This window comes from Stappia sp. WLB 29 (genome assembly GCF_023507705.1).
GTDB lineage: Bacteria > Pseudomonadota > Alphaproteobacteria > Rhizobiales > Stappiaceae > Stappia.
Genome location: NZ_JALBGD010000001.1, coordinates 704,011 through 729,922 on the forward strand (window position 1 = coordinate 704,011; position 25,912 = coordinate 729,922).

The 25,912-nt window shown below is 67.4% G+C and carries 27 protein-coding genes; 20 read left to right on the top strand and 7 right to left on the bottom strand.

Annotated elements, in window-relative coordinates:
* Positions 1–77: 77 nt before the first annotated feature.
* A complete protein-coding gene (locus MNI96_RS03240) occupies positions 78–1,391 on the bottom strand; it encodes an N-acetylmuramoyl-L-alanine amidase (RefSeq protein WP_249690310.1) in 1,314 nt (437 codons plus the stop codon).
* A gap of 911 nt (positions 1,392–2,302) precedes the next feature.
* Here MNI96_RS03240 and MNI96_RS03245 point away from each other — a divergent pair.
* Complete coding sequence (locus tag MNI96_RS03245) at positions 2,303–4,912, top strand: Rne/Rng family ribonuclease (RefSeq protein WP_249690311.1); 2,610 nt, start codon at positions 2,303–2,305, stop codon at positions 4,910–4,912.
* A gap of 247 nt (positions 4,913–5,159) precedes the next feature.
* On the opposite strand, the gene MNI96_RS03250 is transcribed toward MNI96_RS03245, so the two are convergent.
* Entirely contained in the window at positions 5,160–5,684 is a 525-nt protein-coding gene (locus MNI96_RS03250; RefSeq protein ID WP_249690312.1) for a DUF4405 domain-containing protein, read from the bottom strand.
* A 722-nt stretch (positions 5,685–6,406) separates the two neighbouring features.
* Complete coding sequence (locus tag MNI96_RS03255) at positions 6,407–7,567, bottom strand: pyridoxal phosphate-dependent aminotransferase (protein ID WP_249690313.1); 1,161 nt, start codon at positions 7,565–7,567, stop codon at positions 6,407–6,409.
* 261 nt (positions 7,568–7,828) lie between these two features.
* Between MNI96_RS03255 and MNI96_RS03260 the strand changes: the two genes are divergently transcribed.
* From MNI96_RS03260 to aat, 6 genes are all read left to right on the top strand, one after another.
* Positions 7,829–9,259, top strand: coding sequence for a M48 family metalloprotease (locus MNI96_RS03260; RefSeq protein WP_249690315.1), 1,431 nt, complete (start codon positions 7,829–7,831; stop codon positions 9,257–9,259).
* A gap of 58 nt (positions 9,260–9,317) precedes the next feature.
* The gene (locus MNI96_RS03265) at positions 9,318–10,070 is read left to right on the top strand and encodes a DsbA family protein (RefSeq protein ID WP_249690317.1); all 753 of its coding nucleotides are present in this window, start codon (positions 9,318–9,320) and stop codon (positions 10,068–10,070) included.
* A gap of 191 nt (positions 10,071–10,261) precedes the next feature.
* The gene (aroQ, locus tag MNI96_RS03270) at positions 10,262–10,702 is read left to right on the top strand and encodes a type II 3-dehydroquinate dehydratase (RefSeq protein WP_067215835.1); all 441 of its coding nucleotides are present in this window, start codon (positions 10,262–10,264) and stop codon (positions 10,700–10,702) included.
* A 53-nt stretch (positions 10,703–10,755) separates the two neighbouring features.
* Positions 10,756–11,211, top strand: a complete 456-nt coding sequence (gene accB / locus MNI96_RS03275; protein WP_249690320.1) for an acetyl-CoA carboxylase biotin carboxyl carrier protein — start codon at positions 10,756–10,758, stop codon at positions 11,209–11,211.
* A gap of 14 nt (positions 11,212–11,225) precedes the next feature.
* Complete coding sequence (accC, locus tag MNI96_RS03280; RefSeq protein WP_249690322.1) at positions 11,226–12,575, top strand: acetyl-CoA carboxylase biotin carboxylase subunit; 1,350 nt, start codon at positions 11,226–11,228, stop codon at positions 12,573–12,575.
* Positions 12,576–12,656: 81 nt separating this feature from the next.
* A complete protein-coding gene (gene aat, locus MNI96_RS03285; RefSeq protein ID WP_249690324.1) occupies positions 12,657–13,346 on the top strand; it encodes a leucyl/phenylalanyl-tRNA--protein transferase in 690 nt (229 codons plus the stop codon).
* 5 nt (positions 13,347–13,351) lie between these two features.
* Here aat and parA read toward each other — a convergent pair whose 3' ends face one another.
* Positions 13,352–14,002: a ParA family partition ATPase gene (gene parA, locus MNI96_RS03290; protein WP_249690325.1), complete on the bottom strand. Its 651-nt coding sequence runs from the start codon at positions 14,000–14,002 to the stop codon at positions 13,352–13,354.
* 196 nt (positions 14,003–14,198) lie between these two features.
* Between parA and MNI96_RS03295 the strand changes: the two genes are divergently transcribed.
* Together MNI96_RS03295 and MNI96_RS03300 are read left to right on the top strand one after the other, a co-directional pair.
* The gene (locus MNI96_RS03295; RefSeq protein WP_249690326.1) at positions 14,199–14,906 is read left to right on the top strand and encodes a fumarylacetoacetate hydrolase family protein; all 708 of its coding nucleotides are present in this window, start codon (positions 14,199–14,201) and stop codon (positions 14,904–14,906) included.
* A gap of 3 nt (positions 14,907–14,909) precedes the next feature.
* Positions 14,910–15,695: a lysophospholipid acyltransferase family protein gene (locus MNI96_RS03300; RefSeq protein ID WP_249690327.1), complete on the top strand. Its 786-nt coding sequence runs from the start codon at positions 14,910–14,912 to the stop codon at positions 15,693–15,695.
* Positions 15,696–15,705: 10 nt separating this feature from the next.
* On the opposite strand, the gene MNI96_RS03305 is transcribed toward MNI96_RS03300, so the two are convergent.
* Positions 15,706–16,548: a Frag1/DRAM/Sfk1 family protein gene (locus MNI96_RS03305; protein ID WP_249690328.1), complete on the bottom strand. Its 843-nt coding sequence runs from the start codon at positions 16,546–16,548 to the stop codon at positions 15,706–15,708.
* 233 nt (positions 16,549–16,781) lie between these two features.
* Here MNI96_RS03305 and MNI96_RS03310 point away from each other — a divergent pair, with 233 nt between their 5' ends.
* Genes MNI96_RS03310 through MNI96_RS03330 form a run of 5 tightly spaced genes read left to right on the top strand, consistent with a single transcriptional unit; the run spans position 16,782 to position 19,643 of the window.
* The gene (locus tag MNI96_RS03310) at positions 16,782–17,054 is read left to right on the top strand and encodes an acyl carrier protein (RefSeq protein WP_249690329.1); all 273 of its coding nucleotides are present in this window, start codon (positions 16,782–16,784) and stop codon (positions 17,052–17,054) included.
* Positions 17,051–18,268, top strand: a complete 1,218-nt coding sequence (locus tag MNI96_RS03315; RefSeq protein WP_349629116.1) for a beta-ketoacyl-[acyl-carrier-protein] synthase family protein — start codon at positions 17,051–17,053, stop codon at positions 18,266–18,268. The genes MNI96_RS03310 and MNI96_RS03315 overlap by 4 nt, the downstream gene beginning before the upstream one ends.
* Positions 18,269–18,272: 4 nt before the next feature.
* Positions 18,273–18,677, top strand: coding sequence for a hypothetical protein (locus MNI96_RS03320; protein WP_249690331.1), 405 nt, complete (start codon positions 18,273–18,275; stop codon positions 18,675–18,677).
* Entirely contained in the window at positions 18,674–19,090 is a 417-nt protein-coding gene (locus MNI96_RS03325) for a MaoC family dehydratase (RefSeq protein WP_249690333.1), read from the top strand. Before MNI96_RS03320 ends, MNI96_RS03325 begins: the two co-directional genes overlap by 4 nt.
* Before the next feature lie 4 nt (positions 19,091–19,094).
* Positions 19,095–19,643, top strand: a complete 549-nt coding sequence (locus tag MNI96_RS03330) for a 2'-5' RNA ligase family protein (RefSeq protein WP_249690335.1) — start codon at positions 19,095–19,097, stop codon at positions 19,641–19,643.
* A gap of 3 nt (positions 19,644–19,646) precedes the next feature.
* Here the strand turns inward: MNI96_RS03330 and MNI96_RS03335 are convergent, their stop codons facing one another.
* Positions 19,647–20,168, bottom strand: coding sequence for a DUF2478 domain-containing protein (locus tag MNI96_RS03335; RefSeq protein WP_249690337.1), 522 nt, complete (start codon positions 20,166–20,168; stop codon positions 19,647–19,649).
* 189 nt (positions 20,169–20,357) lie between these two features.
* Between MNI96_RS03335 and MNI96_RS03340 the strand changes: the two genes are divergently transcribed.
* Positions 20,358–20,726: an ArsR/SmtB family transcription factor gene (locus MNI96_RS03340; protein ID WP_249690339.1), complete on the top strand. Its 369-nt coding sequence runs from the start codon at positions 20,358–20,360 to the stop codon at positions 20,724–20,726.
* Positions 20,723–21,253: an SRPBCC family protein gene (locus MNI96_RS03345; protein ID WP_249690341.1), complete on the top strand. Its 531-nt coding sequence runs from the start codon at positions 20,723–20,725 to the stop codon at positions 21,251–21,253. The genes MNI96_RS03340 and MNI96_RS03345 overlap by 4 nt, the downstream gene beginning before the upstream one ends.
* 1,093 nt (positions 21,254–22,346) lie before the next feature.
* On the opposite strand, the gene MNI96_RS03350 is transcribed toward MNI96_RS03345, so the two are convergent.
* Complete coding sequence (locus MNI96_RS03350) at positions 22,347–22,736, bottom strand: DUF4168 domain-containing protein (protein ID WP_249690343.1); 390 nt, start codon at positions 22,734–22,736, stop codon at positions 22,347–22,349.
* A 218-nt stretch (positions 22,737–22,954) separates the two neighbouring features.
* Between MNI96_RS03350 and MNI96_RS21815 the strand changes: the two genes are divergently transcribed.
* The 4 genes from MNI96_RS21815 to MNI96_RS03365 all read left to right on the top strand — a co-directional run bounded on the left by MNI96_RS21815 (position 22,955) and on the right by MNI96_RS03365 (position 25,509).
* Positions 22,955–23,086 (top strand): SRPBCC family protein, encoded by a 132-nt coding sequence (locus MNI96_RS21815; RefSeq protein WP_283776290.1) that lies wholly within the window; start codon positions 22,955–22,957, stop codon positions 23,084–23,086.
* A gap of 260 nt (positions 23,087–23,346) precedes the next feature.
* On the top strand, positions 23,347–24,657 hold the full coding sequence (locus tag MNI96_RS03355) for a short-chain fatty acid transporter (protein WP_249690344.1): 1,311 nt from the start codon (positions 23,347–23,349) through the stop codon (positions 24,655–24,657).
* An 84-nt stretch (positions 24,658–24,741) separates the two neighbouring features.
* Positions 24,742–25,134 (top strand): VOC family protein, encoded by a 393-nt coding sequence (locus tag MNI96_RS03360; RefSeq protein ID WP_249690346.1) that lies wholly within the window; start codon positions 24,742–24,744, stop codon positions 25,132–25,134.
* Positions 25,135–25,176: 42 nt separating this feature from the next.
* Complete coding sequence (locus MNI96_RS03365) at positions 25,177–25,509, top strand: hypothetical protein (protein ID WP_249690348.1); 333 nt, start codon at positions 25,177–25,179, stop codon at positions 25,507–25,509.
* Positions 25,510–25,912: the final 403 nt, after the last annotated feature.

The window sequence follows — 25,912 nt, forward strand, 5'->3', positions numbered from 1 at the left end:
GAACCGCCCGGGATCACGCCCCGCAACACCCCCTCCATCCTCGACCAATATGGCGATGCTGAGGCGGGACCGCTTGTCTACTCGACCTGTTCCTCCGGCTCGGCCGCTGCGTGGCCCGCCGTGGTGCGCGACATCTGCATCGCGCCGTCGCCGAAGCGCCGGCCGAAATAGCCGTCGATAGCGGAAACGAGAGCCTGCGACATGCGCCCGCGCCATTCGTCGGTGGTCATCAGCTTCTCGTCGAGACGGTTCGACAGATAGCCGAGCTCGACCAGGGCGGACGGAACGTCATGCGCCGTCAACACGCGGAAACCGGCGGATCTCTGCGGATTTTTGACCAGCTGCGCCGTTCCGCGCAGCTCGTTCACCAGCGTGCGGGCGAACAGAAAGGAGAATTTCTTGGTCTCCTGCCGCGCCAGATCGATCAGGATGTCGGTGACGTCGTCGGGCTCGTTGGCAAGGTCGATGCCGGCGATCACGTCCGAGCGGTTCTCGCGTTCGGCAAGAGCCGCGGCAATTTCGTCGCTGGCCGTCTCCGACAAGGTGTAGACGCCGGCGCCGCGTACCTGGTCGCGGCCGATTCGCACCGAGTCGGCATGGACCGACAGCAGCAGGTCGGCCTCCATCTCGCGGGCGATGTGCACCCGCTCGCGCAGCGGGATGAAGACGTCGTCGTCGCGCGTCATGTGCACTTCGTAGCGCCCGCTCGCCACCAGCTTGTCGCGCAGCATCCGGGTGAAATCGAGCACCACCGCCTTTTCCAGCGTGCCGGACGTGCCGCGGGCTCCCGTGTCGATGCCGCCGTGACCGGGGTCGAGCACGATCAGCGGCTTGTCGCGGCGGCGCACGGCCGTGAGCTTGTCGCCCTTGCGCGCGACCAGCGGCGCCGGCGCCTGTGCGGTCTCGAGGAAAGTTTCGCGGCTGGTGCCGACAAGGTCCAGCACCAGCCGCGCCGGCTGGTCGGAGACCGGCGGCAGCACGAAGGACTTGTCGACCGCGACCGGACCGGAAGCGTCGAGCACGATGCGGGACTTGCCGGCCGCGAACATGCCGAAGCGCCAGGCGGTGATCAGCCCGCGCCCGTCCTGCCCTGCCGTCGACGGCAGGTCGAAGCTCACCTGCGGCAGATCGATGACGACGCGATAGGGATCGGACAGGGTCGATACGGCGAATTCGACCGGCGCCGACAGGTCCATGATGAAGCGGGTGCGCTTTTCGTCGCCGGCAACACGCGCTTCGCGCGCCACGGCCGGCGCACCGGCGTTCGGCGTGACGACGGATTGCGTGGCTGCAGCCTGCAAGGTGGCCGTCTCGGCCGCGACAGGCCCCGCCGGCAGCGCCAGGCCGGCAGCAAGCGCCAGCAGCCATGTCTTGCGTGCGAAGATCGTCACTCTATATGCCTCTCGCCGGTCCCTGCCCGCCCCGCCGGTTACTGCAGCAAGATGTAGCGCGTCGCAAGTTAACCTTTCATTGACGATACGACGCGTCACCCGCAAATGCGAGGCGCAGCTGCGCAGATGCACGCAAAGGTCGACACCTGCCTGCAAGCGTACTTGCCATATGCCTTTCGCGACCGTAAAAGAAATGCGACGGGTCCGGGATTTGAATCTGATTCAGCCTGGGTCTCTCTGGTGCCATCTGGCGGCGTCCGGTCAAGCCAACTGTGCTTTCGTAGACAGCGAACATCACTTGGCAGCGGCGCCCGGCAGGGTGGCCATCGAATTCGTGCGTTCCCGGTCTGCGTGGCAAAAGCCGAACACCGGGACCCGGTCGATGGTGCCGCACGTCATCGATGCCTCGAGCCTGCAATGGCACGCCGCGCATCGACGACGCCCCGCACCCCGGACGCGTGCGTCCCGACCGGCGCTCCGTAGCGCCCCCCGGCCGCCCCTTCGGCGCCGCGGGAAGCTCGCCGCGGATCGAGGCGCATGAAGCGTCCGGCTGCGCTCAGCGCATCCGGCGTACGATGGCGGCAAGGCTGGCCGGAGCCCCGTCCCGATTTGCCACCGAGGCCGCCTCAGCGCCCGGAACGCAAGTCGGCAGGACTGACACATCCGGCCCGCCGCAAGGCAGTGGCCGCCGCAACATGGCTTACTGGGCGCTGCAATGAACCAATGCGCGAAGACGATCCACAACGGACACGAGGCCGCCGTCACCGGCGTCGCCGGGTCCGGACGGATCGCCGCGCGGTGCAGCACCCCTTCGTCTTTCATCACACCGCAGAACAGAACGACCGCCCTCGCGCGGATCCGGACGAGCGTGACAAGCCGCCCGGGCGCGACGGTCGTGGAGACACCCATCAATGGCAAACAAGATGCTTATCGATGCCGCGCACCCGGAGGAGACCCGGGTCGTCGTGGTGCGCGGAAACAGGGTCGAGGAATTTGATTTCGAGGCCGCGAACCGCAAGCAGCTTCGCGGCAACATCTACCTGGCCAAGGTGACGCGCGTCGAGCCGTCGCTGCAGGCCGCCTTCGTCGACTATGGCGGAAACCGTCACGGCTTCCTGGCCTTCGGCGAGATCCATCCCGACTACTACCAGATTCCGATGGCCGACCGTCAGGCGCTCATCGAGGAAGAGGAGGCGGAGGCCGCCCGCGCCGACGAAGACGAGCGCCCCTCGCGCCGCAAGAGCAAGGCCGCCAAGCCCGCCGAGCAGGAGAACGGCGACGCCGTCGCTTCCGAGGAAGGCGAGAACGGCGAAGACGACGTCGAGTCGGTCGGCGCGGAAGACGCGCTGGAGGAGCTCCCCCAGCGCGCCCGCAAGCACCGCAAGCAGTACAAGATCCAGGAAGTGATCAAGCGCCGGCAGGTGCTGCTGGTGCAGGTCGTCAAGGAAGAGCGCGGCAACAAGGGCGCTGCGCTGACCACCTACCTGTCGCTGGCCGGCCGCTATTCGGTCTTGATGCCGAACACCGCCCGCGGCGGCGGCATCTCGCGCAAGATCACCACCCCGACCGACCGCAAGCGCCTGAAGAAGATCGCCTCCGAGCTGGAAGTGCCGCAGGGCATGGGCGTGATCCTGCGCACCGCCGGCGCCAGCCGTACCAAGGCCGAGATCAAGCGCGATTTCGAATACCTGATGCGGCTTTGGGAGAATGTGCGCGACCTGACGCTGCAGTCGTCGGCGCCCTACCTCGTCTACGAGGAGGGCTCGCTGATCAAGCGCTCGATCCGCGACCTCTACAACAAGGACATCGACCAGGTCCTGGTGGCCGGCGACGAAGGTTACCGCGAAGCCAAGGACTTCATGCGCATGCTCATGCCGAGCCATGCCAAGAACGTCCAGCCCTACAAGGACGCGACGCCGGTCTTCTCGCGCTTCATGGTCGAGAGCCAGCTCGATGCCATGTTCTCGCCGCAGGTGACGCTGAAGTCGGGCGGCTACATCGTCATCAACCAGACCGAGGCGCTGGTCGCCATCGACGTCAACTCCGGCAAGTCGACGCGCGAACACAATATCGAGGACACCGCCGTCCAGACCAACCTGGAGGCGGCGGAGGAAGTGGCACGCCAGCTGAGGCTGCGCGACCTGGCCGGCCTGATCGTGATCGACTTCATCGACATGGAGGAGAACAAGAACAATCGGGCCGTCGAGCGCAAGCTGAAGGACTGCCTGAAGAACGACCGGGCCCGCATCCAGGTCGGCCGCATCTCGCATTTCGGCCTTCTGGAGATGTCGCGCCAGCGCATTCGCACCGGCGTCCTGGAAAGCTCCATGACCCCCTGCCCGCATTGCCACGGCACGGGCATGATCCGTTCGGTGGAATCGGTGGCGCTGCATGTGCTGCGCTCGCTTGAGGACCACCTGCTGAAGGGCGCGACCCACAATCTGATCGTCCGCACGACGACCGAGGCGGCGCTCTACATCCTGAACCAGAAGCGCGGCCACCTGGCCGACCTTGAGGCCCGCTTCGGCCTCGAGGTGACGGTGCAGGCCGGCCACATGGACAGCGGCCAGCACTATGTGCTGGAGCGCGGCGAGCCGATCGAGGCGCGGCCGGACGCGGCCCCGCGCATGATCCAGCCCTCCACCGTGATGCCAATGTCGGTGGAAGAGGCCGAAGAAATCGACGAAGCCGAGATCGAGGTCGAAGAGGACGAGGAGGAGACCCCGCGCGGCTCCTCCGCCCGCGACCGCGACGAGGGCGACGACGAGAATGGCGGGCGCAAGCGCCGCCGCCGCCGCCGCCGGCGGCGTCCGGGCTCCGACGACGACCAGCAGCAGACCCGCCAGGCCGATGCAGACGCCGATGACGGCGACGACGACGGCGACAGCGAGGGCGAAGCCAGTGCCGCCGGCCGCCAGGAAGAAGGCGACGACGACGAGCGCTCGCGCCGCAAGCGCCGCCGCGGCCGCCGGGGCGGTCGCCGCAGCCGCCGCGAGGGCGAGGGCGAGAACGGCGAGAACGAGAATGGCGACGCGGTTGTGCAGGGCTCCGACGACAACGACGGTGCCGGCGAGGCCGAGACCGGGGACAGCGTGAGCGAACCGGCGACGGCAGCGTCCGCCGACGAGGCGACGAGCGCGGAGGACACCTCGCCCGAAGCCGCCATCGAGACGCCTGCCGAAGCGCCTGCGGAGCCGGTTGCCGAGGCACAGGCCGACGACGCGGCGGGCGCGGCCCCCGAGGTGCCGGCTGCTGAGGCCGAAGCGCCGGCGCAAGAGCCGACCGAGCCGGTCGCGGCCGTTGCCGAACCTGCTGAAGAGACGAGCGAAACCGCGCCAGAGGACGAGCCGGCGGAGGCTGTCGCTGAGGCGATGAGCGCGCCCGAGGCCCCGGCCAAGCCGGCAGCTCCGAGCGAGCCCGTCGTGGTGCGCGAGACCGTCTCCAAGGACGGCAGCACCGAAGAGACCGATCCGGACGGCCCGAAGCGGTCCGGCTGGTGGCAGCGCCGCAGCTTCTTCTGATCTACCGTCCATGAGATGACGACGGCGCCCGGGGATATCCGGGCGCCGTTTTCGTTTTTGCGGAATCTTGCGAAATTTCGAGACGGATTTTGCAAAATCCCGTCTCGAAATCGGCGAAAATCGAGACTCGCCCGCAAAATCGGCCGAGCGGACCGAACCGCTCCCCGGCGAGGATATCTACCTCCGCCAGCCCCTCGCCTCGGCGAGCTATCCCCGGGCTTTGCAAAACTTGTCCCCGCGCCCCCTGTCAGGGCTTAGCATCTTCCGCAAAGGCCACATCGGCGACGAGGCCCGGACCGGCGGGCTTGCCGGAGGTGCTGGCGATCTCGGCGAGCGAGGCGGAAGCCAGGTCGCCGTCCGGCGCCACCTGGTAGCCCTTGGCCGCAAGACGCTGCGCCAATGCCTGCGGCGTCAGCTCGAAGAGCGGGGCGACCTCGGCGACGGTGCCGTTCTCGATTGCCGACAGGGCGGCACGCATCGGGTTGCCGCCGCTGGTGGCGGTCAACGCCGGGACGGCGAAGGCCAATGCGGCGGCAAGACCGAGGACGGCGGGAACGAAAAGCTGGCGGCGCTTCAGGTAGCCGGAAAAGCCGGGCCAGTTGCGCCAAAGATGCACGGCGACGGGCGCGAGCAGCAGCATCGACAGCCATTCGTGCATGCCGTGGAAGGCGGCGGAGCCCCAGTGGAAGAACAGGGCGACGCCGGACACGGCGGAGACGGCGAAAAGGATGATGGTGAAAGTGGTTCCGTGGGTTTTCAGGACGCGAAGCATGATGCTCTCCGAACTGGTCTGCCTCCTCTGCGCCAAGGCGTGCCAGAGGCGCGGGACACCGGCAACGGGCAAGCTGTAACGGTCTGTCGCAAGGCCGGGCGCCGCGACAGATCCGGACAGTTTTGGCGGGTGGGCGAGAGGGCCGTGTGGGCGAAGCAAATCCACAGTGTGTCTTCGCCGCCGCTCTGGCAGCCAATGGGCACCGGGTCGCGCTAACGCTTGCCCGGTGTGACGACCGAGGGGGAGGAAAGCCCGTACCCATCCCAAGCGCCCGCGCGGAGCAGCGGAGGAGCGCGAGGCGGCCCCTCTCACTCAGGCCGTCATCAACCCCGGCCGCAGGCGAAGTCGGAGAGCCGGGAACCAGAGGTGCCCTCAGCGGGTGCGAGACGGGAGAGCATCGCCACCTCCCCGACTGTCATACCTGCGAAGGCAGGTATCCAGTATCCGCCAGGGTGGATGGTGACGCCACGGCAGCAGCCTGCGGCCGTTCGACGGCCGCCGGCGGCCTTGTGGCACCGTCACGGCTCGAGCCGCGCGACCTGTGGTTACTGGATCCCGGTCTCCGGCTGCGCCGGAACCGGGACGACAGGCAGAGGGTGGGGGTCGCAGCGGCGTGTCGTCGCCGCCGTTCCTGACGCACATGCCCCTCCCCGTGTCTTCCCGGACGAGACCGACGATCCGGAAGGACGAAACGCGAGGGCGGAGCGAACTGCGCCCGCCCCTCACCCCGCCTTTGGCAGCCAGTCGGCGAGCCGCTCGACCGCCTCGGCGATGACGGCGTGATCGCCGGCGAAGGAAAAGCGCATGTAGGACCGCCCGTTGACCGGATCGAAGTCCGGCCCGGGCGTCGCCGCGATGCCGGCTTCCTCCAAAAGGCGCGAGGCGAAGGCCAGGCTGTCATTGGCGAAGGGACGGATGCCGGCATAGAGGTAGAAGGCGCCGTCGACGGGGAGCAGCTCGGTAAAGCCGAGCTGCGGCATGCGCTCCAGCAGCAGCGCGCGGTTGCGGGCGTAGCCGGCTTTCACCGCCTCCAGTTCGTCGCGCGCATCGAAGGCGGCGGCGGCCGCCCGCTGCGACAGTTCCGGCGGCGAGATGTAGAGGCTCTGGGCGATGCGCTCGACCGGGCGCACCAGGTCCTCCGGCAGCACCATCCAGCCGATGCGCCAACCGGTCATGCAGTAGTATTTCGAGAAACTGTTGATGACGATGGCCTTGTCGGTGAAGGAGAGCGCCGTCTCCTGCTCGCCGTCGAAGACGAGGCCGTGATAGATCTCGTCGGAGATGAAGCGGATGTCCAGCGCCTCGCAGGCATCGCTCAAGGCCTTCAGCGCCTGCGGCGTCATCATCGTGCCGGTGGGATTGGCCGGAGAGGCGACCAGCACGCCCTTGAGCGGCGCCTCGCGGTGGGCCGCCTCCAGCAGCTCCGGCGTCAGGGCCCAGCGGGTGTCGGCGCCGACCTCGATCTCGACCGGGACGAGACCCAGCGCCTTGAGAATGTTGCGATAGGCCGGATAGCCCGGCGCGGTGATCGCCACCCGGTCGCCGACATCGAAGGCGGCGAGGAAGGCGAGATTGAAGCCCGCCGACGAGCCGGTGGTGGCGACGATCCGCGACAGGGGCACGTCGAGCCCGTGGGTGTCGCGATAGTAGCCGGCGATCGCCTGCCGCAGGCCGGCGATGCCGCGCGCCTCGGTATAGCCGATGCGCCCGCCCTCCAGCGCCGCACGGGCCGCCGCGAGCACGGCGGCTGGCGCCGCCGCGCCGGGCTGGCCGACCTCCATATGCAGGATGTGCCGACCCTCCGCCTCCAGCGTGTTGGCGCGCGACAGCACGTCCATGGCGAGGAACGGCTCGACTTCGGACCGGCGGGAAGGATGCGACATGAATAACGTCCTGTGTTCGGTCTGGGCGGCAATCTGCGGCACGCGGCCCCGCCTGCCCATCTCGCGCCGCATTTGCCGCGTCTAGACGAAAGGCAGGAGGCTTGGGCTGAGCGGTTGACCGCCCTTCACCGGCTCCCTACCCTTCGCGCGCGTCGCTGTCGAGGCTCGGGATGGACCGCAAGCGGGATTTTGCCCGCAAGGCCCGGCCCGCGCGGCAGGCAAAAGGCAGAACAGGCCAGCAGAACAGGCAAGAGGCAGAAGATGGGGTCCTTCCGCTCGCTCGACCGCAACCGTCCGGGATCGCTCCCGGCCCGCACGCTGCTGCGCCGGAGCGCGGCGCTGGCCATGGCCGGCGTGCTGGCGCTGACGCCGATGGGCACGGCGGCGCAGGCTCAAGGCGGCATCCCGCTGGTGCGCGATGCGGAGACGGAAGCGTTGATGCGCGACTATGCCGGGCCGATCTTCGATGCGGCCGGCATCGCCCGCCAGCAGGTCGATATCGTGCTGGTCAACCGCAACGATTTCAACGCCTTCGTCGCCGACGCCCGGCGCATCTTCATCAATGTCGGCGTGATCACCGATGCGGAGACGCCCGGCGAGGTGATCGGCGTGCTGGCGCACGAGACCGGACACATCACCGGCAATCACCTGGTGCGGCTGCGCCAGGCGCTGGCCAATGCGCAGATCATCGCCGTGATCGGCGCGGTGCTGGGCGCGGGCGCCATGGCCGCCGGCTCGAGCTCCGGCTCCAGCGGCATCTCGCAGGGCGGCGCCGGCGCGCTGACCGCAGGCGCAGGCCTTGCCCAACGCTCGCTGCTCGCCTATCGGCGCGGCGAGGAATCGATCGCCGACCGGGCCGCCCTCACCTTCCTGCAGAAGACCCGCCAGTCGGCGCGCGGCAAGCTGAAGACCTTCGCGCGCTTTGCCGACCAGACGCTGTTTTCGGCGCAGTACACCGACCCTTACGCGCAGAGCCACCCGATGCCGCGCGAGCGGCTGACCCAGCTGGAGACGGTGGCGCGCCAGAGCCCCTATTGGGACGCGCCGGAAGATCCGCGGCTGCAGGCCCGCCACGACATGGTGCGCGCCAAGCTGATCGCGTTCACCGCCCATCCGAATACGGTGGCGCGCGATTACCCGCGCTCGGACAGCTCGCTGCCGGCCGAATATGCGCGCGCGGTGGTGACCATGCGCACCCGCAGCCGCAAGGAAGCGGTCGAGGCCATCGACAAGCTGATCCGCCGGCAGCCGGACAACCCCTATTTCCATGAGCTGAAGGGCCAGGCGCTGCTGGAATCGGGCAACCCGAAAGCGGCCATCGCCCCGTTCCGCCAGGCCTTGAGCCTGCGCCCGCGCGAGGCCCAGTTCCAGATCTGGCTCGGCTTCGCGCTGGTGGCGGCCAACGACACATCGCTGCTGCCGGAGGCGGAGAGGATCCTCAAGGCCGGCCTGCAGGTGGACGAGAACTCGCCCATCGGCCATTCGCAACTGGCCATCGCGCTCGGCCGCCAGGGCAAGACGGCGGAGGCGGATGTGGCGACTGCAAGGGGCCTGATGGCGCGCGGGGATTTCGAGGCCGCAAAGCGCTACGCCGCCCGCGCACAAAAAAATTTGAAGCGGGGCACGCCCGCATGGCTGCAAGCCGATGATATCGTGTCCTATAAACCCCCGAAGCTCCCCGGACGGTCGTGACCGCGCCGCAAGGATGCAAGGCACTCACGCCGGCAGGGCCCGGCCGTTGGAGATCCGAATGAAGAAACTCGTACTGGCCGCCGCCGCGATGCTGACGCTTCTCCTGTCGCCGATGGCGCTCGCCCAGGACGCGCCGCTGCAGCGCGGCGACGTCGAGACCATCGTGCGCGAGTACCTGGTCCAGAACCCGGAAGTGATCCGCGAGGCGCTGGAGGAACTGGAGCGCCGCGAGGTCGCTGCCGCCAGCAAGGCCCGCTCCGACGCGCTGTCGAGCGTCGCCGACATCATGTTCGATTCCACCCGCCAGGTGGAGCTCGGCAACCGCGAGGGCGACGTCACGCTGGTCGAGTTCTTCGACTACAATTGCGGCTACTGCAAGCGGGCCATGGCCGACATGGAGCGACTGCTGGAAGAGGACGACAAGCTGCGCATCGTCTTGAAGGAATTCCCGGTGCTGGGCCAGGGCTCGGTCGAGGCGGCGCAGGTCGCCGTTGCGGTCAACATGATCGCGCCGGAAAAGTATCACGACTTCCACCGCGAGCTGATGGGCCTGCGCGGCCAGGCCAACAAGGCGGCGGCGCTGGCCGCGGCCGAGACCGCGGGCATCGACACGGCCAAGGTCGAGGAGACGCTGGGCAAGAGCGAGGTGAACACCACCATCGAGGAGGTCTACATGCTCGCCAACCGGCTCGGCCTGACCGGCACCCCGTCCTATGTGATCGGCGACGAGGTGGTGATGGGCGCGGTCGGCTACGACCAGCTCAAGGGCAAGATCTCGGCCATGCGCAATTGCGGCCAGGCGACCTGCTGAGGCCGCCGGCGACGGGCCCGCGGGGCGAGCAAAGCGGGAAGATGAGGTCTTTTCCTCATCCGCGCGAGTGCCTATAAGAGGCGGGATGTCGTGACGCGGCGCGAGGGTGCGCCGCGTTGCCCCTTGTCGGGCTTCTGGACCGGACTTTCGACACCAGCAGGTTCGCCGCCGGGACCCTTGAAGAGGATTGCATGTCCGCCTCGATCTACGTCCTCAACGGACCGAACCTCAACCGGCTCGGGACCCGGGAGCCTTCCACCTACGGAACGGCGACGCTGGCCGATATCGAGCGGCTGTGCCGCGATGTCGGCGAGGATCTCGATCTCGACATCGAGTTCCGCCAGTCCAACCACGAGGGCGTGCTGGTCGACTGGATCCAGGAAGCGGGCGACGTCGCCCAGGGCCTGGTGATCAATCCGGCGGCCTATACCCACACCTCGGTGGCGCTTCACGACGCGATCCGGGCGGCGCAGATCCCGACCGTGGAGGTCCATCTGTCGAACGTCCATGCCCGCGAGGCATTCCGCCACCGCTCCTACGTTTCGCCGGTCGCGCTCGGCGTGATCTGCGGTTTCGGCCCGACGGGCTACCGGCTGGCGCTGGAAGCGCTGTCGACCGTCATCAGGCCATGACCTGCGGGCGCATAGGCGCGCCTTAACAACCACGAAAAGATCAAGACAAGCCCATGTCGGAAAAGAAAAACCAGCTCGACCAGGACCTGATTCGCCAGCTCGCGGCACTGCTCGACGAGACCAACCTGACCGAGATCGAGCTCGAGCGGGACGATTTCCGCGTCCGCGTCGCCCGTCAGGTCACCGTCGAGGCGCCGGTCTCCATCGGCCGCGCCGCCGCTCCCGTCGCCGCCGCTGCGCCCGCGCCGGTCGCCCCCGCCGAGGCCGCCAACCATCCGGGCGCCGTGACCTCGCCGATGGTCGGCACCGCCTACCGCTCGCCGGAGCCGGGCGCGCGCACCTTCGTCGAGATCGGCGACACGGTTGCCGCCGGCGATACGCTGCTGATCGTCGAAGCCATGAAGACCATGAACCAGATCGCGGCGCCGCGCGCCGGACGGGTGACGGCGATCTTCGTCGAAGACGGCCAGCCCGTGGAGTACGGCGAGCCCCTCGTCGTCGTCGAGTGACGGGGACCGAGCCCATGTTCTCCAAGATCCTGATCGCCAACCGGGGCGAGATCGCGCTGCGCGTGTTGCGCGCGTGCAAGGAGCTTGGCATCCAGACGGTGGCCGTGCACTCGACCGCCGATGCCGATGCCATGCATGTGCGCCTTGCCGACGAGAGCGTCTGCATCGGCCCGCCGGCCGCGCGCGACAGCTACCTCAACATCCCGCAGCTGCTGGCCGCCTGCGAGATCACCGGCGCCGATGCGGTGCATCCGGGCTACGGTTTCCTGTCGGAAAACGCCCGCTTCGCCGAGATCCTGGAGGCGCACGACATCGCCTTCATCGGCCCGACGGCCGAGCACATCCGCATCATGGGCGACAAGATCGCCGCCAAGCAGACGGCGCGCGACCTCGGCATCCCGGTGGTTCCCGGCTCCGACGGCGCGGTGACGCCGAGCGACGATGCCCATGCGATCGCCCGAGAGATTGGCTATCCGGTGCTGGTCAAGGCCGCTGCCGGCGGCGGCGGACGCGGCATGAAGGTGGCCTTGAGCGAAAAGGACCTCGACACCGCGCTGTCGACGGCCCGCTCGGAAGCCAAGGCCGCCTTCGGCGACGATGCGCTCTACATGGAGAAGTATCTCGGCAAGCCGCGCCACATCGAGATCCAGGTACTGGGCGACGGCCGCGGCAACGCCATCCATCTGGGCGAGCGCGACTGCTCGCTGCAGCGCCGCCACCAGAAGGTCTGGGAGGAGGCTCCCTCCCCGGCGCTGAACGCGGCGCAGCGCAAGGAGATCGGCGAGATCGTCGCCAATGCCATGCGCAAGCTGAAATACCGCGGCGTCGGCACGATCGAGTTCCTCTACGAAGAGGGCAAGTTCTACTTCATCGAGATGAACACCCGCCTGCAGGTGGAGCATCCGGTGACGGAGATGATCACCGGCATCGACCTGGTCAACGAGCAGATCCGCATCGCCTCGGGCGCCGAGCTGACGCTGCGCCAGGAGGACGTGCTGTTCGAGGGCCACGCCATCGAATGCCGCATCAACGCCGAGAACCCGCGCACCTTCGCGCCCTCGCCCGGCCAGATCAGCTACTACCACCCGCCGGGGGGGCTGGGCGTGCGCGTCGATTCCGGCGTCTATCAGGGCTACCGGATCCCTCCGCATTACGACAGCCTGATCGGCAAGCTGATCGTGCACGGCCGCAACCGGGTGGAATGCATGATGCGGCTGCGGCGCTGCCTCGACGAGTTCGTCGTCGACGGCATCCAGTCGACGATCCCGCTGTTCCGCGACCTGGTGGACAACCAGGACATCGCCAACGGCATGTACGACATCCACTGGCTCGAGAAGTATCTCGCCGCCAAGTCGGACGACTGACGGGACGGACGGCGCCGCCAGCCGGCGCCGCCCCCCCAACGTATGCGGGCGCCCGCCTCGGGCATCCCAGGAAAGGCAGCCATGGCCGGGAACACCCACGATCCGCTGGTCATCACGCCGCAGGTGCTGCTCAAGGCCTATGCCTGCGGCATCTTTCCCATGGCCGAGTCGGCCGAGGACCCGAACCTCTTCTGGATCGAACCGGAGCATCGCGGCGTCCTGCCGCTCGAGGGCTTCCACATCCCCCGCCGCCTGCGCCGCACCATCCGCCAGGACGTGTTCGAGATCCGCGTCGACCACGACTTCCAGGGCGTGATCGACGGCTGCGCCGCCCCGGCGGACGGCCGCCGCAAGACCTGGATCAACCGCGAGATCCGCCGCCTCTACGGCGCGCTCTACGACATGGGCTACTGCCACACGGTGGAAGCCTGGCGCGGCGGCGAGCTGGTCGGCGGGCTCTACGGCGTGTCGCTGGGCGGTGCCTTCTTCGGCGAGAGCATGTTCGCCCGCGAGCGCGATGCCTCCAAGGTGGCGCTGAGCCATCTGGTGGCGCGGCTGATCGCCGGCGGCTACCACCTGCTCGACGCGCAGTTCGTCACCGAGCACCTGGCCCAGTTCGGCGCGGAAGAAGTGCCGAAGGCGATCTACGACAGGCAGCTGAGCGCCGCGCTCAACCACTATGGCGACTTTCTGACCCTGTCCGACCGCGTCACGGGCGCTGAGGCGCTGGCCGTGATCGACGGCGCGCAGGACAGCTCCGGCGGGGACTGAGACCCCTAAAACTCCAGGCCGAGCAGCCGCGCGACCTCCTCGGCCAGCAGGCGCGTCTCGTCCGCACCCTTGCCGCGCGCCTCCGTCTCCAGGATCGTCAGCCCCTCGCCCATCGAGGCGGCAAAGGCCGTGCGGTTGCCGAGCCGGGCGGAGGCGACGGTGAAGCCGTTCTCGCCGATCAGGCCCATCACTTCGGAGGTCAGCGCGGCGCGCGGCGGAACGCGGTTCAGCACGACGAGCGTGCCGGTGCCCTCGCGCCGAGCGATGTCGACCGTCTGGCCGGTGGCCCACAGGTCGACCTGGGTCGGCTGCATCGGCACCAGGACGAGGTCGGCGGCCTCGATGGCCGGGCGCACGTCGGAATCGGTCTTGGGCGGCGTGTCGAGGATGACGAGGCCGTGGTCGCGGGCGAGCGAGCGGGCCTCGCGCCGGGCGCCCCAGCCGCTGGAGGTGCGGAAGGTCAGCCCGGTCGCCCCGTCGCCGAGCGCCTCCTCGCGGGTCTCGTACCAGGTGCCGAGCGAACCTTGCGGGTCGATGTCGACCACGGCGACCGGAAAGGCGCCGCGCGCGGCCAGCGCCACCGCCAGATGCGCCGCCAGCGTCGTCTTGCCCGAGCCGCCCTTTTGCTGCGCGACCGAAATGATACGCCCTGTCATCGACTGCTCCCGTAGGTTCCGTTCCCGCTATTGTTGCATTGCAAAAAATCAAAGACAATCGCCATCATGGCAGCCGCCGGGCGAGGCATGCGCAAGCGCCGCCCCCTCTCCCGCCCCTCTGGACCGGGCAAGGCCGAGGGCGTAAACAAAGGGCCCGCCGGCCGTCCCGAACCGTTCCATCCGCAGGAGATTTTCCGTGACCGACTATGTGATTGCGCCTCCTGCCGCGGCCGATGTCGCCGTCGAGGGAACGGATGCGCGCTTCCCCATCCGCCGGGTCTTCTGCGTCGGGCGCAACTATGCCGCCCATGCCCGCGAGATGGGCAAGGACCCGGACCGGGAGCCGCCCTTCTTCTTCACCAAGCCGGCGGACGCGGTGTGCGATGCGGGCGGCACCATCCCCTATCCGCCGCTGACGCAGGACCTGCATCACGAGGTGGAGCTGGTGGTCGCCATCGGCCGCGGCGGGCGCGACATCGCGCCGGAGAACGCGGAAAGCCACATCTGGGGCTACGGCATCGGCATCGACCTGACGCGCCGCGACCTGCAGCAGCAGGCCAAGGACCTCGGCCGCCCCTGGGACTGGGGCAAGGCCTTCGACCGGTCCGCCCCCTGTTCGCCGCTGGTGCCGGCCAGCCGCATCGGCCACCCGAAGAGCGGGCGCATCTCGCTGTCGGTGAACGGCGAGATCCGCCAGCAGGGCGACCTTGCCGACCAGATCTGGCCGGTCGCCGACATCGTCGCGATCTGCAGCGCCTCGGTGGAGCTGAGGCCGGGCGACCTGATCTTCACCGGAACGCCGGCCGGCGTTGCCGCGCTGAAGCCGGGCGACCGGCTGGAGGGCGAGATCGAGGGCGTGGCGCAGCTTCGCCTGACCATCGGCGCGCCGCAGGACCGGGGCTGATCCATGGCCGCAGACGGCGCACCGATGCCCGCCGGGGCCGACTGGAGGCCACCGCGCGCGAGCGCGCTCGTGGTGCTGCGCTCGCTGGTCTTCCAGGGGCTGGTGATCGCATCCCTTGTGCTGCTGCTGCCGGCCGTCGTGCTGATGGTGCTTCCACGGGCGGTGACGCGGACGGCGGCACGGATCGTGGTTCGTTTCTGGCTCGCCCTGCTGCGGCTGACCGTCGGGCTTGCTTACGAGGTGCGCGGGCGCGAGCACCTGCCGGACGGGCCGTGCCTGATCGCCGCCAAGCACCAGTCGGCGTTCGAGACGCTGGCGCTGCAGGTGATCCTGAAGGATCCCGCCTTCGTGCTGAAGCGCGAACTGACGCTGATCCCGGTCGCCGGATGGGGCATGTGGCGGCTCGGCCATATCGCCATCGACCGGAACGCGGGCGCCAGCGCCCTGATGAGCCTGATCCGCCAGGCGAAGCAGCGGGTCGCGGACGACCGGCAGGTGGTGATCTTTCCCGAAGGAACGCGCAGCACGCCGCTGTCCGCCCCGACCTATCGTCCCGGCGTTGCTGCGCTCTACCGGGCGCTGCAGGTGCCGTGCGTGCCGGTGGCGCTGAATTCCGGCGTGTTCTGGCCGCGCAACAGCGCGTGGAAGTTTCCCGGCCGCATCATCATCGAGTTCCTGCCGGCGATCCCGGCCGGGCTGGCGTCCGGCCCGTTCATGGAGCGGCTGGAACAGCAGGTGGAAGAGCGCACCGAGGCGCTGATCGTCGAGGCGGACCGGCCGGCCGGCTAACGACCGGATATCAGGCGGCTGCGGCAGCGCCCTCCAGGCGCCAGGTGCCCGAGGCGGCAAGATTGCGCGCGATGCGATAGACCTCCGGTGCGTAGAGCATCACCTGGACGATATAGGCCGAGATCGTGACGATCTCCTGCACCGTGTAGATGTAGTAGATCGTGTATTCGGTGACCGGCAGGTCCAGCCCCTTGACCAGGAACAGCACCACGTAGATCCCGGCAAGGCCTGCGGTGGCGAAGGCAAGGGTGCGGCGCAGGCGCGTGTAGCGCGAGCCGAGACGAAGATAGCTCGGCCGACCCGTGTCCGGCAGGCGCAGCAGCCGCGTGGTGATGATCCCGCTCATCAGGATCGACAGCGCCTGGAACACGAAGAACAGGTAGCTGCCGAGCATGTGCAGGTCGTGGTCGTGGCGGAAGGTGACCTGGGTGCAGATGACCATGCCCGAGGTGCCCAGAACCTGCATCACCAGGAACACCGCCATCATCCGCCGCAGGCCGGCCGCGACCTTCGGCAGGTGGCCGGCGCGCGCCGAGATCGCCCCGTAGAAGGCGTAGGAGATCGGCAGGATCGCCAGCGCGATGACGACGGCAACGCCGAGGATCGCCGCCGCGAAGGGATCGCCGATATAGGGATCGGTGATCGCCCGGCTGACCGTCGGCGCGCTGTGCTGGATGTAGTCGGGATGGCGCTCGTAGAAGGTCCAGCGGGCCCAGACCATCATGTAGATGGCGGAAGCGGGCACCAGGACCACCGGCAGGCTGGCGGCAAGACCCACGAGGCGGGCAAGGAACGGCGCCCTGTCGCGGGCCGGCGTGCCGCCGTCCGTGGCCGTGTGCGAAGACTGTCTCATGCGCGCCTGCCGTCTTGCCCTGTTGCCTCCCCTTGCGTCGCAGCGGCCGCCGCGACCCGAGGGCAGGACGTGAATAGTGGAGCCCTTGCCCGTCCGCAAGCCGCACAAGACGTGGAAACGCCGGAACAGCCTCAGTATTAGTTCCGATTCCGGAGCGACTTGATGCTGGAACAGAACCGGCTTAACCCTTATGACATTCATAAAACGCTGAAAACTGCAGGTACGGGGCTGACATGGGACTGACGGCAGAGGGGATGGATGCCGCAACGATCGAGCGGCTGCTCGATCTCGTCGCCAAGGAGGGCATGGTCGAGCGCGAGAAGCTGTCCGCCGATGCCACATTCGAGGATCTCGGCATCCAGTCGGCCGACATGGTGGTCATCCTGATGGCGGTCGAGGAAGAATTCGGCGTCTACATTCCCGTCGACGGCGATCTGGCCGAGGCCCGAACGCTGGGCGATTTCCTGCAAGTGCTCGCAGCACGAATGAAAGAAGGCGCCGAGTGACCAGCGCAAACCGGCGCGTCGTCATCACTGGAATGGGAGCAATCACGGCGGCCGGCCTTGGCGTGCAGGCTCTGTGGAAGGCTGCGCGCGACGGGCGCAGCGGCGTCGACGAACTGCGCTTTGCGCGCTATCCGCGCCAGCGCGTCTCCCGCTCCGCCCATATCACCGGCTTCGAGCCCTCGGCGCATCTCAGCGAGCAGGAGCTCAAGACCACCGACCGATTCGCCCAGCTGGCGCTGGTGGCCGCCGAAGAAGCGCTGCGGCAGGCCGGCATCGATACGCGAGGCCCGCTGGGCGCGCGCTGCGGGACGATCATCGGATCGGGCATCGGCGGCGCCTGGACCTCCGACGACGGCCACTACAATTTCTACGTCCACGACGCCCGGCCCGACCTTCTGGCCATCGCCAAGGTGATGCCGAACGCCGCCGCCTCGCAGATCAGCATCCGCTACGGCGCGCGCGGCCCTTCGCTCGCCATTTCCAGCGCCTGCGCCTCCGGCACCCAGTCGGTCGGCTACGGCCTGCAGATGATCCGCGCCGGGCTCGCCGACACGATGCTGGTCGGCGGCAGCGAGGCGCTGCTGACGCCGGCGAGCTTCCGCGCCTGGGAGGCCATGCGGGTGATGGCGCCGGAGGCCTGCCGTCCGTTCTCCGACAAGCGCAACGGCATGGTGCTCGGCGAAGGCGCCGCGGTGCTGGTGATCGAGGAGCTGGACCACGCCTTGAGGCGCGGGGCGACACCGCTTGCCGAACTCGCCGGCTACGGCACCACCAGCGATGCGGCGGACCTGCTGCGCCCGACCGTCGAGGGTCCGGCCGCGGCCATGGCCGGCGCGCTGGCCGATGCCGGCCTTGCACCGCACGAGATCGGCTATGTGAACGCTCACGGCACCGGGACGGTGCTGAACGACATCGCCGAAAGCGAGGCGCTGCGTCAGATCTTCGGCGCGCATGTGGAGGGGCTCGCGGTCTCCTCGACCAAGCCGATCCACGGCCATGCGCTGGGAGCGGCCGGCGCCATCGAGCTGGTGATCACCGTCGAAGCGCTGCGCGAGAACATCGCCCCGCCGACCATCAACTGGCTGGGACCCGACCCGAAATGCCTTGCCGATCCGGTGCCGAACACCGCGCAGGCGCGGCAGATCGATGCGGCGCTCAGCAATTCCTTCGCCTTCGGCGGCATCAACGCGACCGTCGCGATCCGGAAGGTCTAAGACGGTGAGCGAGGCGCAATGGACCGAGATCGCCGCCCTCGACCTGTCGACGGCGCGCGCGCAGGTCAGGGCCTTCGCCGCGGCGCTCGGCGCCCCTGAAGAGCCGGTGCCGGCGACCTTCGCCTTCACCGTCTTCTCCCACCCGAGCGTCATGGAAACGCTGGCTCGGCTTGCCGGCGAGCGCTCCGCCGTGCTGGTCCACCAGGCGCAGGACTTCGTCTATAGCGGCGAGTTGGAGGCGGACCGGCACTACACCGTCCTCGTCGACTGGAAGAGCCATGAGGAGCGCGCCGACCGGCTGACCCTGCGCGGACGGGTGCAGGACCTGCAAGGCACGGCGGGCGGCACGCCCCTGCAGGAGTTCCGCGCCGAGATCGTGCTGTTCGAGAACCGCGAGAGCGCGCCATGACCGCGCTCGCCGCCGGCCACCGCTTCGCCGACACGCCGCTCGCGATCCTCGGGCCGGACGACGTTGCCGCCTATGCCGAGGCCTCCGGCGACCACAACCCGATCCACCTGGACGAGCAGGCCGCCCGGGCGGCCGGCCTGCCCGGCACCATCGTCCACGGCATGCTGATCATGGGCCGGCTGGAAGGCGCGATCCGCAGCTGGCTGCCGCAGGCCCGCCTCGCGCGCCTTTCCACCCGCTTCGTCAAGCCGCTGGCGGTGGGCGACGGCATCGTCATCGGCGGGCGCATCGTCCGGCTCCGGCCGCAGGAGGACGGCGGCAGCGAACTTCTGCTGCGGCTGACCGTCGCCAACGGCGCCGGGACGATGATCTGCGTCGGCGAGGCGGCGCTGCATCTGGACGCGGAGGCGTGAGACAATGCCCATCGCCATCACGCTGACCGTCGACGAGGACGGTGCGGGCGCGGTCCGCGAAATGTGGACGCGGCTCGCCGAGGCCGGGCTGGAGAGCACCGCCCGCAACTTCGCCTATCGCCCGCATGTGACGCTGGCCGTGCTGAACGAGGACGAGGCGGGCGGCCGCGTCGAGGATTTCGCCCGTGAGGCGGCCCGGCAAATCGGCGCACGCACCGCGGCGCTGCGCCTGACGCTGGCGAGCCTTGCGGTGTTTCCCGGGCAGCCGGCCGTGCTCTTCGCTGCGCCGAAGCCGACGCGGGCGCTGCTCGACCTGCAGGCCGCCCTGTGCGAGCGGGCCGAGGCCGAGGGCCTGGGCGCGCTACAGAACCCGCATACGCGGGCCGAGGCCTTCGTGCCGCATGTGACGCTGTGCGAGGCTGTCGAGGATATCGGCGCGGCCTTCGACGCGCTTTCCGGGACCGAATGGCCGGTGCGCCTTCGCCTGTCGTCGCTGGATGTGGTGCGGTTTCACCCGGCCACGGTGCTGGAGAGCGTCCCGCTGACCGGATGAGCCTTACGCGTTCTCGGGAACGGCGGCGAGCGCGGCCTCGGCCCAGCCGGCGATCGCCTCGACTTCGGCGGGAAGCCGCGTCGCCATGTCGCCGCAGAACTCCAGGAAAGCCGGCAGGTTGAGCCCGTTGACGCCGACGACGACCGTCATGTCGGCGGCCAGGGCCTCGGCGATCAGGTCGCGAAAGCCCCTGCCCTCGGCCTCCTGCTTGCCGAACTTGTTGACCATCAGCACGTCGCCTCCGCCGGCGAGCCGGGCGGCGGTCTCGCCGACCGCCTGCTCCAGCCCCTGCGGGTCGAGGCGGCAGCCGCGCGACTGCGGCCCCAGCGACTGCGAGATGCGGATCAAGGGGCCGTGCGGCAGCACCTTGACGTCCATGTCGCAGGGCCGGTCGCCCTCGCAGGCGGAATTGATCTGCACGACGCCGAGCACCCGCAGGCCCCGTCCCTCGAGCCGCTCGGCGACGCGGGCGAGCACGAGGTCCATGTCGCCGCGTCCGGGGGAAGTCGTGTAGGCCAGTTTCATCGCAGATACCGCTCAACGTCCGCAGGCTGTCGATCCGCGATGGCGGCGGATCCCCTTGCAAGCGACAGGTATCGCAGACCTTGGCCGGCCAAGGCAAGCGCACCGGCGCCGCAGCCGGCAGTGGCTCCCTCGCCTCGTCATTCAACTTTTCGGTTGACTTATGCCGCCGCGAGGTATTTATTCAACCTCATGGTTGAACAAGAAACACACCGGCTCGACGCCATCTTCCACGCCCTCGGCGATGCCACCCGCCGGCGGATGCTCCTGGCCCTCTCCGAGGGCGAACGCAGCGTCAGCCAGCTCGCCGAGCCCTTCGACATGTCGCTGGCGGCGGCCTCCAAGCACGTCAAGGTGCTGGAAAGGGCCGGCCTGATCCGCCGCGAGGTGCGCTGGCGCACCCATACCTGCCGGCTGGAACCGGGGCCGCTGGCCAGCGCCCACGACTGGCTCGGCTTCTACGAACGCTTCTGGACCGACCGTCTCGATGTGCTCGACGCCCTGCTGCGCGAGGAAAACGCCAACAGGAACAATGCCCCCAAGGAAGGAGACAAGACATGACCGTGATGGAAACACCCGATGCCCACGGCACGCTGACCGCCCCCGACACGCTGGAGATCCGCCGCGTGCTGCCCGCCGCGCCCGAGCAGGTCTGGGCCTGGCTCACCGACAGCGAGCTGCGCAGGAAGTGGCTGGCCGCCGGCGAGATGACCCTGGTGCCCGGCGCCGAGTTCGAGTTCGTCTGGCGCAACGACGAGCTGACCGACCCGCCCGGCAAACGGCCCGAGGGCGCCGACGAGGAACACCGCATGACCTCCCGGGTGATCGCCGCCGATCCGCCGCGCAGCTTCTCCATCACCTGGGGCACGGCCAGCAACGTGACCTTCACCCTGGCCCCGCGCGGCGAGGGCACGCTGCTGACCATCGTCCATGCCCGCCTGCCCGACCGGGCCTCGCTGCTCAGCGTCAGCGCCGGCTGGCATGCCCATCTCGGCGTGCTGGTGGCGCTCATCGAGAACCGCAAGCCCGCTCCCTTCTGGGACACCTGCGCGCGCCTCAAGCAGGACTACGACCAGCGTCTGCCCTGATCGTGCATGGCTGACGAGAACATCCGGCCGGCGGGGCGCGCGCTCCCGCCGGCCGCCTTGTTCATACGCGCAGATCTTGACCTTGCGACAACCTGCAATCGGCCGTTCCGAGGCTTGACACCCCCAGAGTTCTCGCGCCCCATCGCCTTACGGTTGCAGAGGGCCGCAATCATCATGACTTGCGACCGCCCTCTCCTCTTCATCTCATGCTGCTCCAGACGGACACAGCGCTCCTTGGAGAATTATTTCGCACAGCAGCGTAGGAACGAACCCAATGGGCGTTGGGGTGTTCGACGGAAAATTCTGGGTCGCGGCAGGCAAAGGATCGGTTCCTCGCTTAGGACCGTAAAATGGCGCTGGTAGCTGAACAACCGCCCCGCTTGCGCCCTGGGACCTCGTCGACGATGCCCATCTACTCCAGATCGGCCGATGCCGCATTGACCGTCGGCGGGCGAGCCGACGCACGAGGTGACGTCCTTGCTCCATGCCATCACCGATGGATGGCGCTGGCTTGCCTCTCGCGGTTGGTCTTCCTTGATAACAATCGGCTTTCTGCCCCGCTCCACCATGCTGGAAATTGACTCCGACTTGTTATCGGTCTGCGAGGCATCCGAGGGTTCGCTACAGCTTTAGCTCGGCAACCGATTGACCCCGCTCATCTAAGGATTTTCTTGTGCTTGCCGCGTGTCGCCGCGGGAACCCCACGGGACGAATGGTTCCGTCGGCTACAGTGCCACCACCCCCATTCCCTGACGCAGATCAACTCCGGAAACAGGCCAAGAGAAAGGAGAGCAACTCAGCTTCAAGTCTGCTTGAGGGTATTCTTGGTGAAGTTCCGGACGAGTGTGGAGAAGTTACCAGCAAGCTTGTTCCCGGAGGATGCAGCTCGTGCGCGCAGAACTCAGCAACCCCCGTATTCCATCACAAAAAGCCTCAAGCGGCCCGCGCAGGTAAAAAAAGGGGAGCCACGCAGGCTCCCTCAGAGAGGAGGAGGTCATTGCATCGGCGCAGATCGGCACGACCAATGCGCCAGCAATCAAGCAATGTCTCATATCGCGCTCCTTTCAGTACTTGCTGATCGGAGCAGGGTCCATTAGTCGGTCGCGTTGACGCGGCGCTGCAGGTCTTCGGCGAAAGCCTGGTCGGTCGCTGCGCGGTTGAAAATAGCGTTGTACTCGTCGATAGTGATCCCTTCGAGGCCATCCACATACTTGGCCATGGCCACCTGCGCCTGCTGCTGCAGCTTCAAGCGTTCCTGGTTGTCCGAAGTCTGCTCGGCCCGCGACCGGAATTCTTCGCCGATGCTGGTTACCTCGACATAGGCGACAACGAAGGTATCAAGCTTGTCTTCGCTGAAATCGACGTTCTGTGCGGGCGCAGCTTGGGAAGTCGCATCGGTCTGCTGTGCCGACACGCTTGTCGCTGCAAGGGAAGGCGACAAGGTGACAGCTGCCGCCAGGGCCAGAATCATACGGGTTTTCATGTGATTTCCTTCGGCTCTTTGAGAACGCACCGCCGATTCCGGTCACGTTCGGTTCTCTCGAGTTGCCGCTCGGCGCGACAGGCAAAACCTCTTTCAGAACATTGACGAGAATGTGATCCCCTGGGCAAGGCTGGTCGGCTGGCACGAATGGGCTCTCACCGCCGCACTGACGTTGCCCCCAAGTTCTATCCAGCCTGACGGAGACTCTGACGGTCCGTTTGACCGATATAGCCGGCTGGCATGCCCATCTCGGCGTGCTGGTGGCGCTCATCGAGAACCGCAAGCCCGCTGCTCCCTTCTGGGACACCTGCGCCGCGCTCAAGCAGGACTACGACCAGCGCCTGCCCTGATCGTGCCAGACCGGAGGACGGCATCCGGCCGGCGGGGCGCGCGCTCCCGCCGGCCGCCTTGTTCGCACAGGCAAAACCTGACGCTACGACAACCTGCAATCGGCCTTCCCGAGACNGCACAGGCAAAACCTGACGCTACGACAACCTGCAATCGGCCTTCCCGAGACTTGACACCCCCAGAGTTCTCGCGCCCCATCGCCTTACGGTTGCAGGCCGGGAATCGGCCCTGCGAGAGCCGGAAGAAAAAATGGGAGGCTGTCATGTTGCGTGCGCTTTCACGTCCTGCCGTCGTTCTGATGGATCGCTATCTGCCCGATCCTTTCATCTTCGTGCTGCTGCTGACGATCATCGCCGCCGCTGCGGCCATGCTGTTCGAGGGCGCCGGCCCGATCGCCGTCGTCGAGATGTGGGGCGACGGGTTCTGGGGCCTGCTCTCCTTCTCCATGCAGATGCTGCTGATCCTGGTGACCGGCTTCATCCTCGCCTCCTCGCCGCCGGTGAAGACGTTCCTGGCGCTGCTGGCCGGCCTTGCGAAGTCGCCGGGCTCCGCCATCGTGCTGGTCTCGGTGGTCTCGCTGTTCGCGTCCTGGGTCAACTGGGGCTTCGGCCTCGTCGTCGGCGCGCTGTTCGCCCGCGAGCTCGCCCGCCAGATCCGCGTCGACTACCGCCTGCTGATCGCCGCCGCCTATTCCGGCTTCGTGATCTGGCACGGCGGCCTCGCCGGCTCGATCCCGCTGACCATCGCCACGCCCGGCCACTTCACCGAGGCGCAGATCGGCGTCGTCGGCACCAGTGAGACGATCTTCGCCGGCTTCAACCTGATCATCGTCGCCATTCTCTTCGTGGTCATTCCGCTGGTGAACTGGCTGATGGTGCCGCGCGAGGACGAGAGCGTCTATGTCACGCGCGAACAGCTGGGCGACGAGGAGCGCGAGACGTTCGTGCCGACCCGTCCGGCCGAGCACCTGGAAAACAGCCGGTTGCTGATGTGGGTGGTCGGCCTTGCCGGCCTCGTCTTCCTCGCGCACTACTTCTTCGTGCGCGGCGCCGGGCTGAACCTCAACATCGTCAACTTCCTGTTCCTGATGCTGGGCATCGTGCTGCACGGCACCGCCCGCAACCTGCTGGACGCGCTGCAGGAAGCGGTGAAGGGCGGCGCCGGCATCGTCATCCAGTTCCCGTTCTATGCGGGCATCATGGCGATCATGACCCAGTCGGGCCTGGCGCAGAGCATGTCGGAGTGGTTCGTCTCGATCTCCTCCGCCGGCACCCTGCCGTTCTGGACCTTCATCAGCGCCGGCATCGTCAACCTGTTCGTGCCCTCGGGCGGCGGCCAGTGGGCGGTGCAGGCGCCGGTGATGCTGCCGGCGGCCGAGGCGCTCGGCGCCGATATCGCCCGCGTGGCCATGGCTGTCGCCTGGGGCGATGCCTGGACCAACCTGCTGCAGCCGTTCTGGGCCCTGCCCATGCTCGGCATCGCCGGGCTGAAGGCCAAGGACATCATGGGCTTCTGCCTGATCCACCTGGTCATCACCGGCGTTATCATCGGGGCGCTGCTGATCGTCCTGTAGGGACGGCCCGCCCGCCGCATGCCGGCCGGACCGACGACGGGCCCGGCCGGTTCCCAGATTGTCGAACCTTAGAGGGAGGAAGACATGCTCAGCCATGTGATGGTGGGAACCAACGACATCGAGCGCGCCAAGCGCTTCTACGACGCGGTGCTGGGGCTCCTGGGCGCCGGCGAGCCGGTGCGCAACCAGAACGCCTCGGGCCAGACCCGCCTGTTCTACCGCCACGACGGCAGCACCTTCGCCGTCACCGAGCCGATCGACGGCGAGCAGGCGGTGCCCGCCAATGGCGGCACCATCGGCTTCAAGTGCAACTCGCCGGAACAGGTGCAGGAGTTCCACGACGTCGCCGTGGCCCATGGCGGCACCTCGATCGAAGGCGCGCCGGGCCCGCGCACCGGCCCCACGGGCACGTTCCATCTCGGCTATGTGCGCGACCCGGACGGCAACAAGCTCTGCGCCATCCACCGCCCGGCCTGACATGACGACAACCCCCGCTGCCGCAAACGGCGGCGGGGGACCTTGCAAACCGGATATGGTAGTCTTGCGCCTTGTTTCGCGCGCCGCGCCGAGGCCAAAACAAAAGCAGGCGTCATGAGCGAATTTTCAATGATATTATTTGATTTCGCCTCTTTCTTTCTCAAAATGATCATCACTCTCTTCGGTGCTATACTGATGATATTTCTCGATTTCAGGAGATATAAAGAGAGATATGGAAAAAGAACATTCTTTCAGTACAGCCTTCGCCTGGCTCGTGCTGAAATGGAAGCTGAAGACCCTCCTCTTCAACATGCGGCCAAAACAACTCTTGTTGCCGTTTGGTTTCTTGTTTTTTCAATGTACTTTCTGGGCTAAACTGGCGCGCAGCGAAGCTCATGCAAAGCTGGAGAGGAAGTTTCCGAGCTAGAAAACGATCAATTATGCCGCATCCATGACAAATTTAACCCAGACTCATCGAGATATATTTAATGATATACATTGATATTTTTGTGTTTTTATTAAAGATTTTTATAATTTTCCTTGCTGAAATCGTAGTAATATTTGTCGACTTCAGAAAGTTTAAAGCAAAATACGGAAAGCGGACGTTTTTCCAGTATCACTTTCGCTATGGTCGCTCTGAAACAGAAACCGAAGATCCAACTCCGTTGTTCATGCTCAAAACAGCAGGCATGCTTGTTTGGATGGGCTATTTCACGCTGTTATTTTTTGCATAAGTCGCAGCGCAGCAGAGAGCGCGCAAAGCCGAAGGTAAGCCGGA

Coding starts and splice junctions, on each gene's coding strand:
- MNI96_RS03300 (WP_249690327.1), top strand. CDS start 14,910: ATGGCCGCAGACGGCGCACCGATGCCCGCCGGGGCCGACTGGAGGCCA.
- MNI96_RS03335 (WP_249690337.1), bottom strand. CDS start 20,168: ATGAAACTGGCCTACACGACTTCCCCCGGACGCGGCGACATGGACCTC.
- MNI96_RS03325 (WP_249690333.1), top strand. CDS start 18,674: ATGACCGCGCTCGCCGCCGGCCACCGCTTCGCCGACACGCCGCTCGCG.
- MNI96_RS03310 (WP_249690329.1), top strand. CDS start 16,782: ATGGGACTGACGGCAGAGGGGATGGATGCCGCAACGATCGAGCGGCTG.
- MNI96_RS03305 (WP_249690328.1), bottom strand. CDS start 16,548: ATGAGACAGTCTTCGCACACGGCCACGGACGGCGGCACGCCGGCCCGC.
- MNI96_RS03350 (WP_249690343.1), bottom strand. CDS start 22,736: ATGAAAACCCGTATGATTCTGGCCCTGGCGGCAGCTGTCACCTTGTCG.
- MNI96_RS03260 (WP_249690315.1), top strand. CDS start 7,829: ATGGGGTCCTTCCGCTCGCTCGACCGCAACCGTCCGGGATCGCTCCCG.
- MNI96_RS03255 (WP_249690313.1), bottom strand. CDS start 7,567: ATGTCGCATCCTTCCCGCCGGTCCGAAGTCGAGCCGTTCCTCGCCATG.
- aat (WP_249690324.1), top strand. CDS start 12,657: ATGGCCGGGAACACCCACGATCCGCTGGTCATCACGCCGCAGGTGCTG.
- MNI96_RS03245 (WP_249690311.1), top strand. CDS start 2,303: ATGGCAAACAAGATGCTTATCGATGCCGCGCACCCGGAGGAGACCCGG.
- parA (WP_249690325.1), bottom strand. CDS start 14,002: ATGACAGGGCGTATCATTTCGGTCGCGCAGCAAAAGGGCGGCTCGGGC.
- MNI96_RS03345 (WP_249690341.1), top strand. CDS start 20,723: ATGACCGTGATGGAAACACCCGATGCCCACGGCACGCTGACCGCCCCC.
- aroQ (WP_067215835.1), top strand. CDS start 10,262: ATGTCCGCCTCGATCTACGTCCTCAACGGACCGAACCTCAACCGGCTC.
- MNI96_RS03360 (WP_249690346.1), top strand. CDS start 24,742: ATGCTCAGCCATGTGATGGTGGGAACCAACGACATCGAGCGCGCCAAG.
- MNI96_RS03250 (WP_249690312.1), bottom strand. CDS start 5,684: ATGCTTCGCGTCCTGAAAACCCACGGAACCACTTTCACCATCATCCTT.
- accC (WP_249690322.1), top strand. CDS start 11,226: ATGTTCTCCAAGATCCTGATCGCCAACCGGGGCGAGATCGCGCTGCGC.
- accB (WP_249690320.1), top strand. CDS start 10,756: ATGTCGGAAAAGAAAAACCAGCTCGACCAGGACCTGATTCGCCAGCTC.
- MNI96_RS03340 (WP_249690339.1), top strand. CDS start 20,358: ATGGTTGAACAAGAAACACACCGGCTCGACGCCATCTTCCACGCCCTC.
- MNI96_RS03330 (WP_249690335.1), top strand. CDS start 19,095: ATGCCCATCGCCATCACGCTGACCGTCGACGAGGACGGTGCGGGCGCG.
- MNI96_RS03265 (WP_249690317.1), top strand. CDS start 9,318: ATGAAGAAACTCGTACTGGCCGCCGCCGCGATGCTGACGCTTCTCCTG.
- MNI96_RS03355 (WP_249690344.1), top strand. CDS start 23,347: ATGTTGCGTGCGCTTTCACGTCCTGCCGTCGTTCTGATGGATCGCTAT.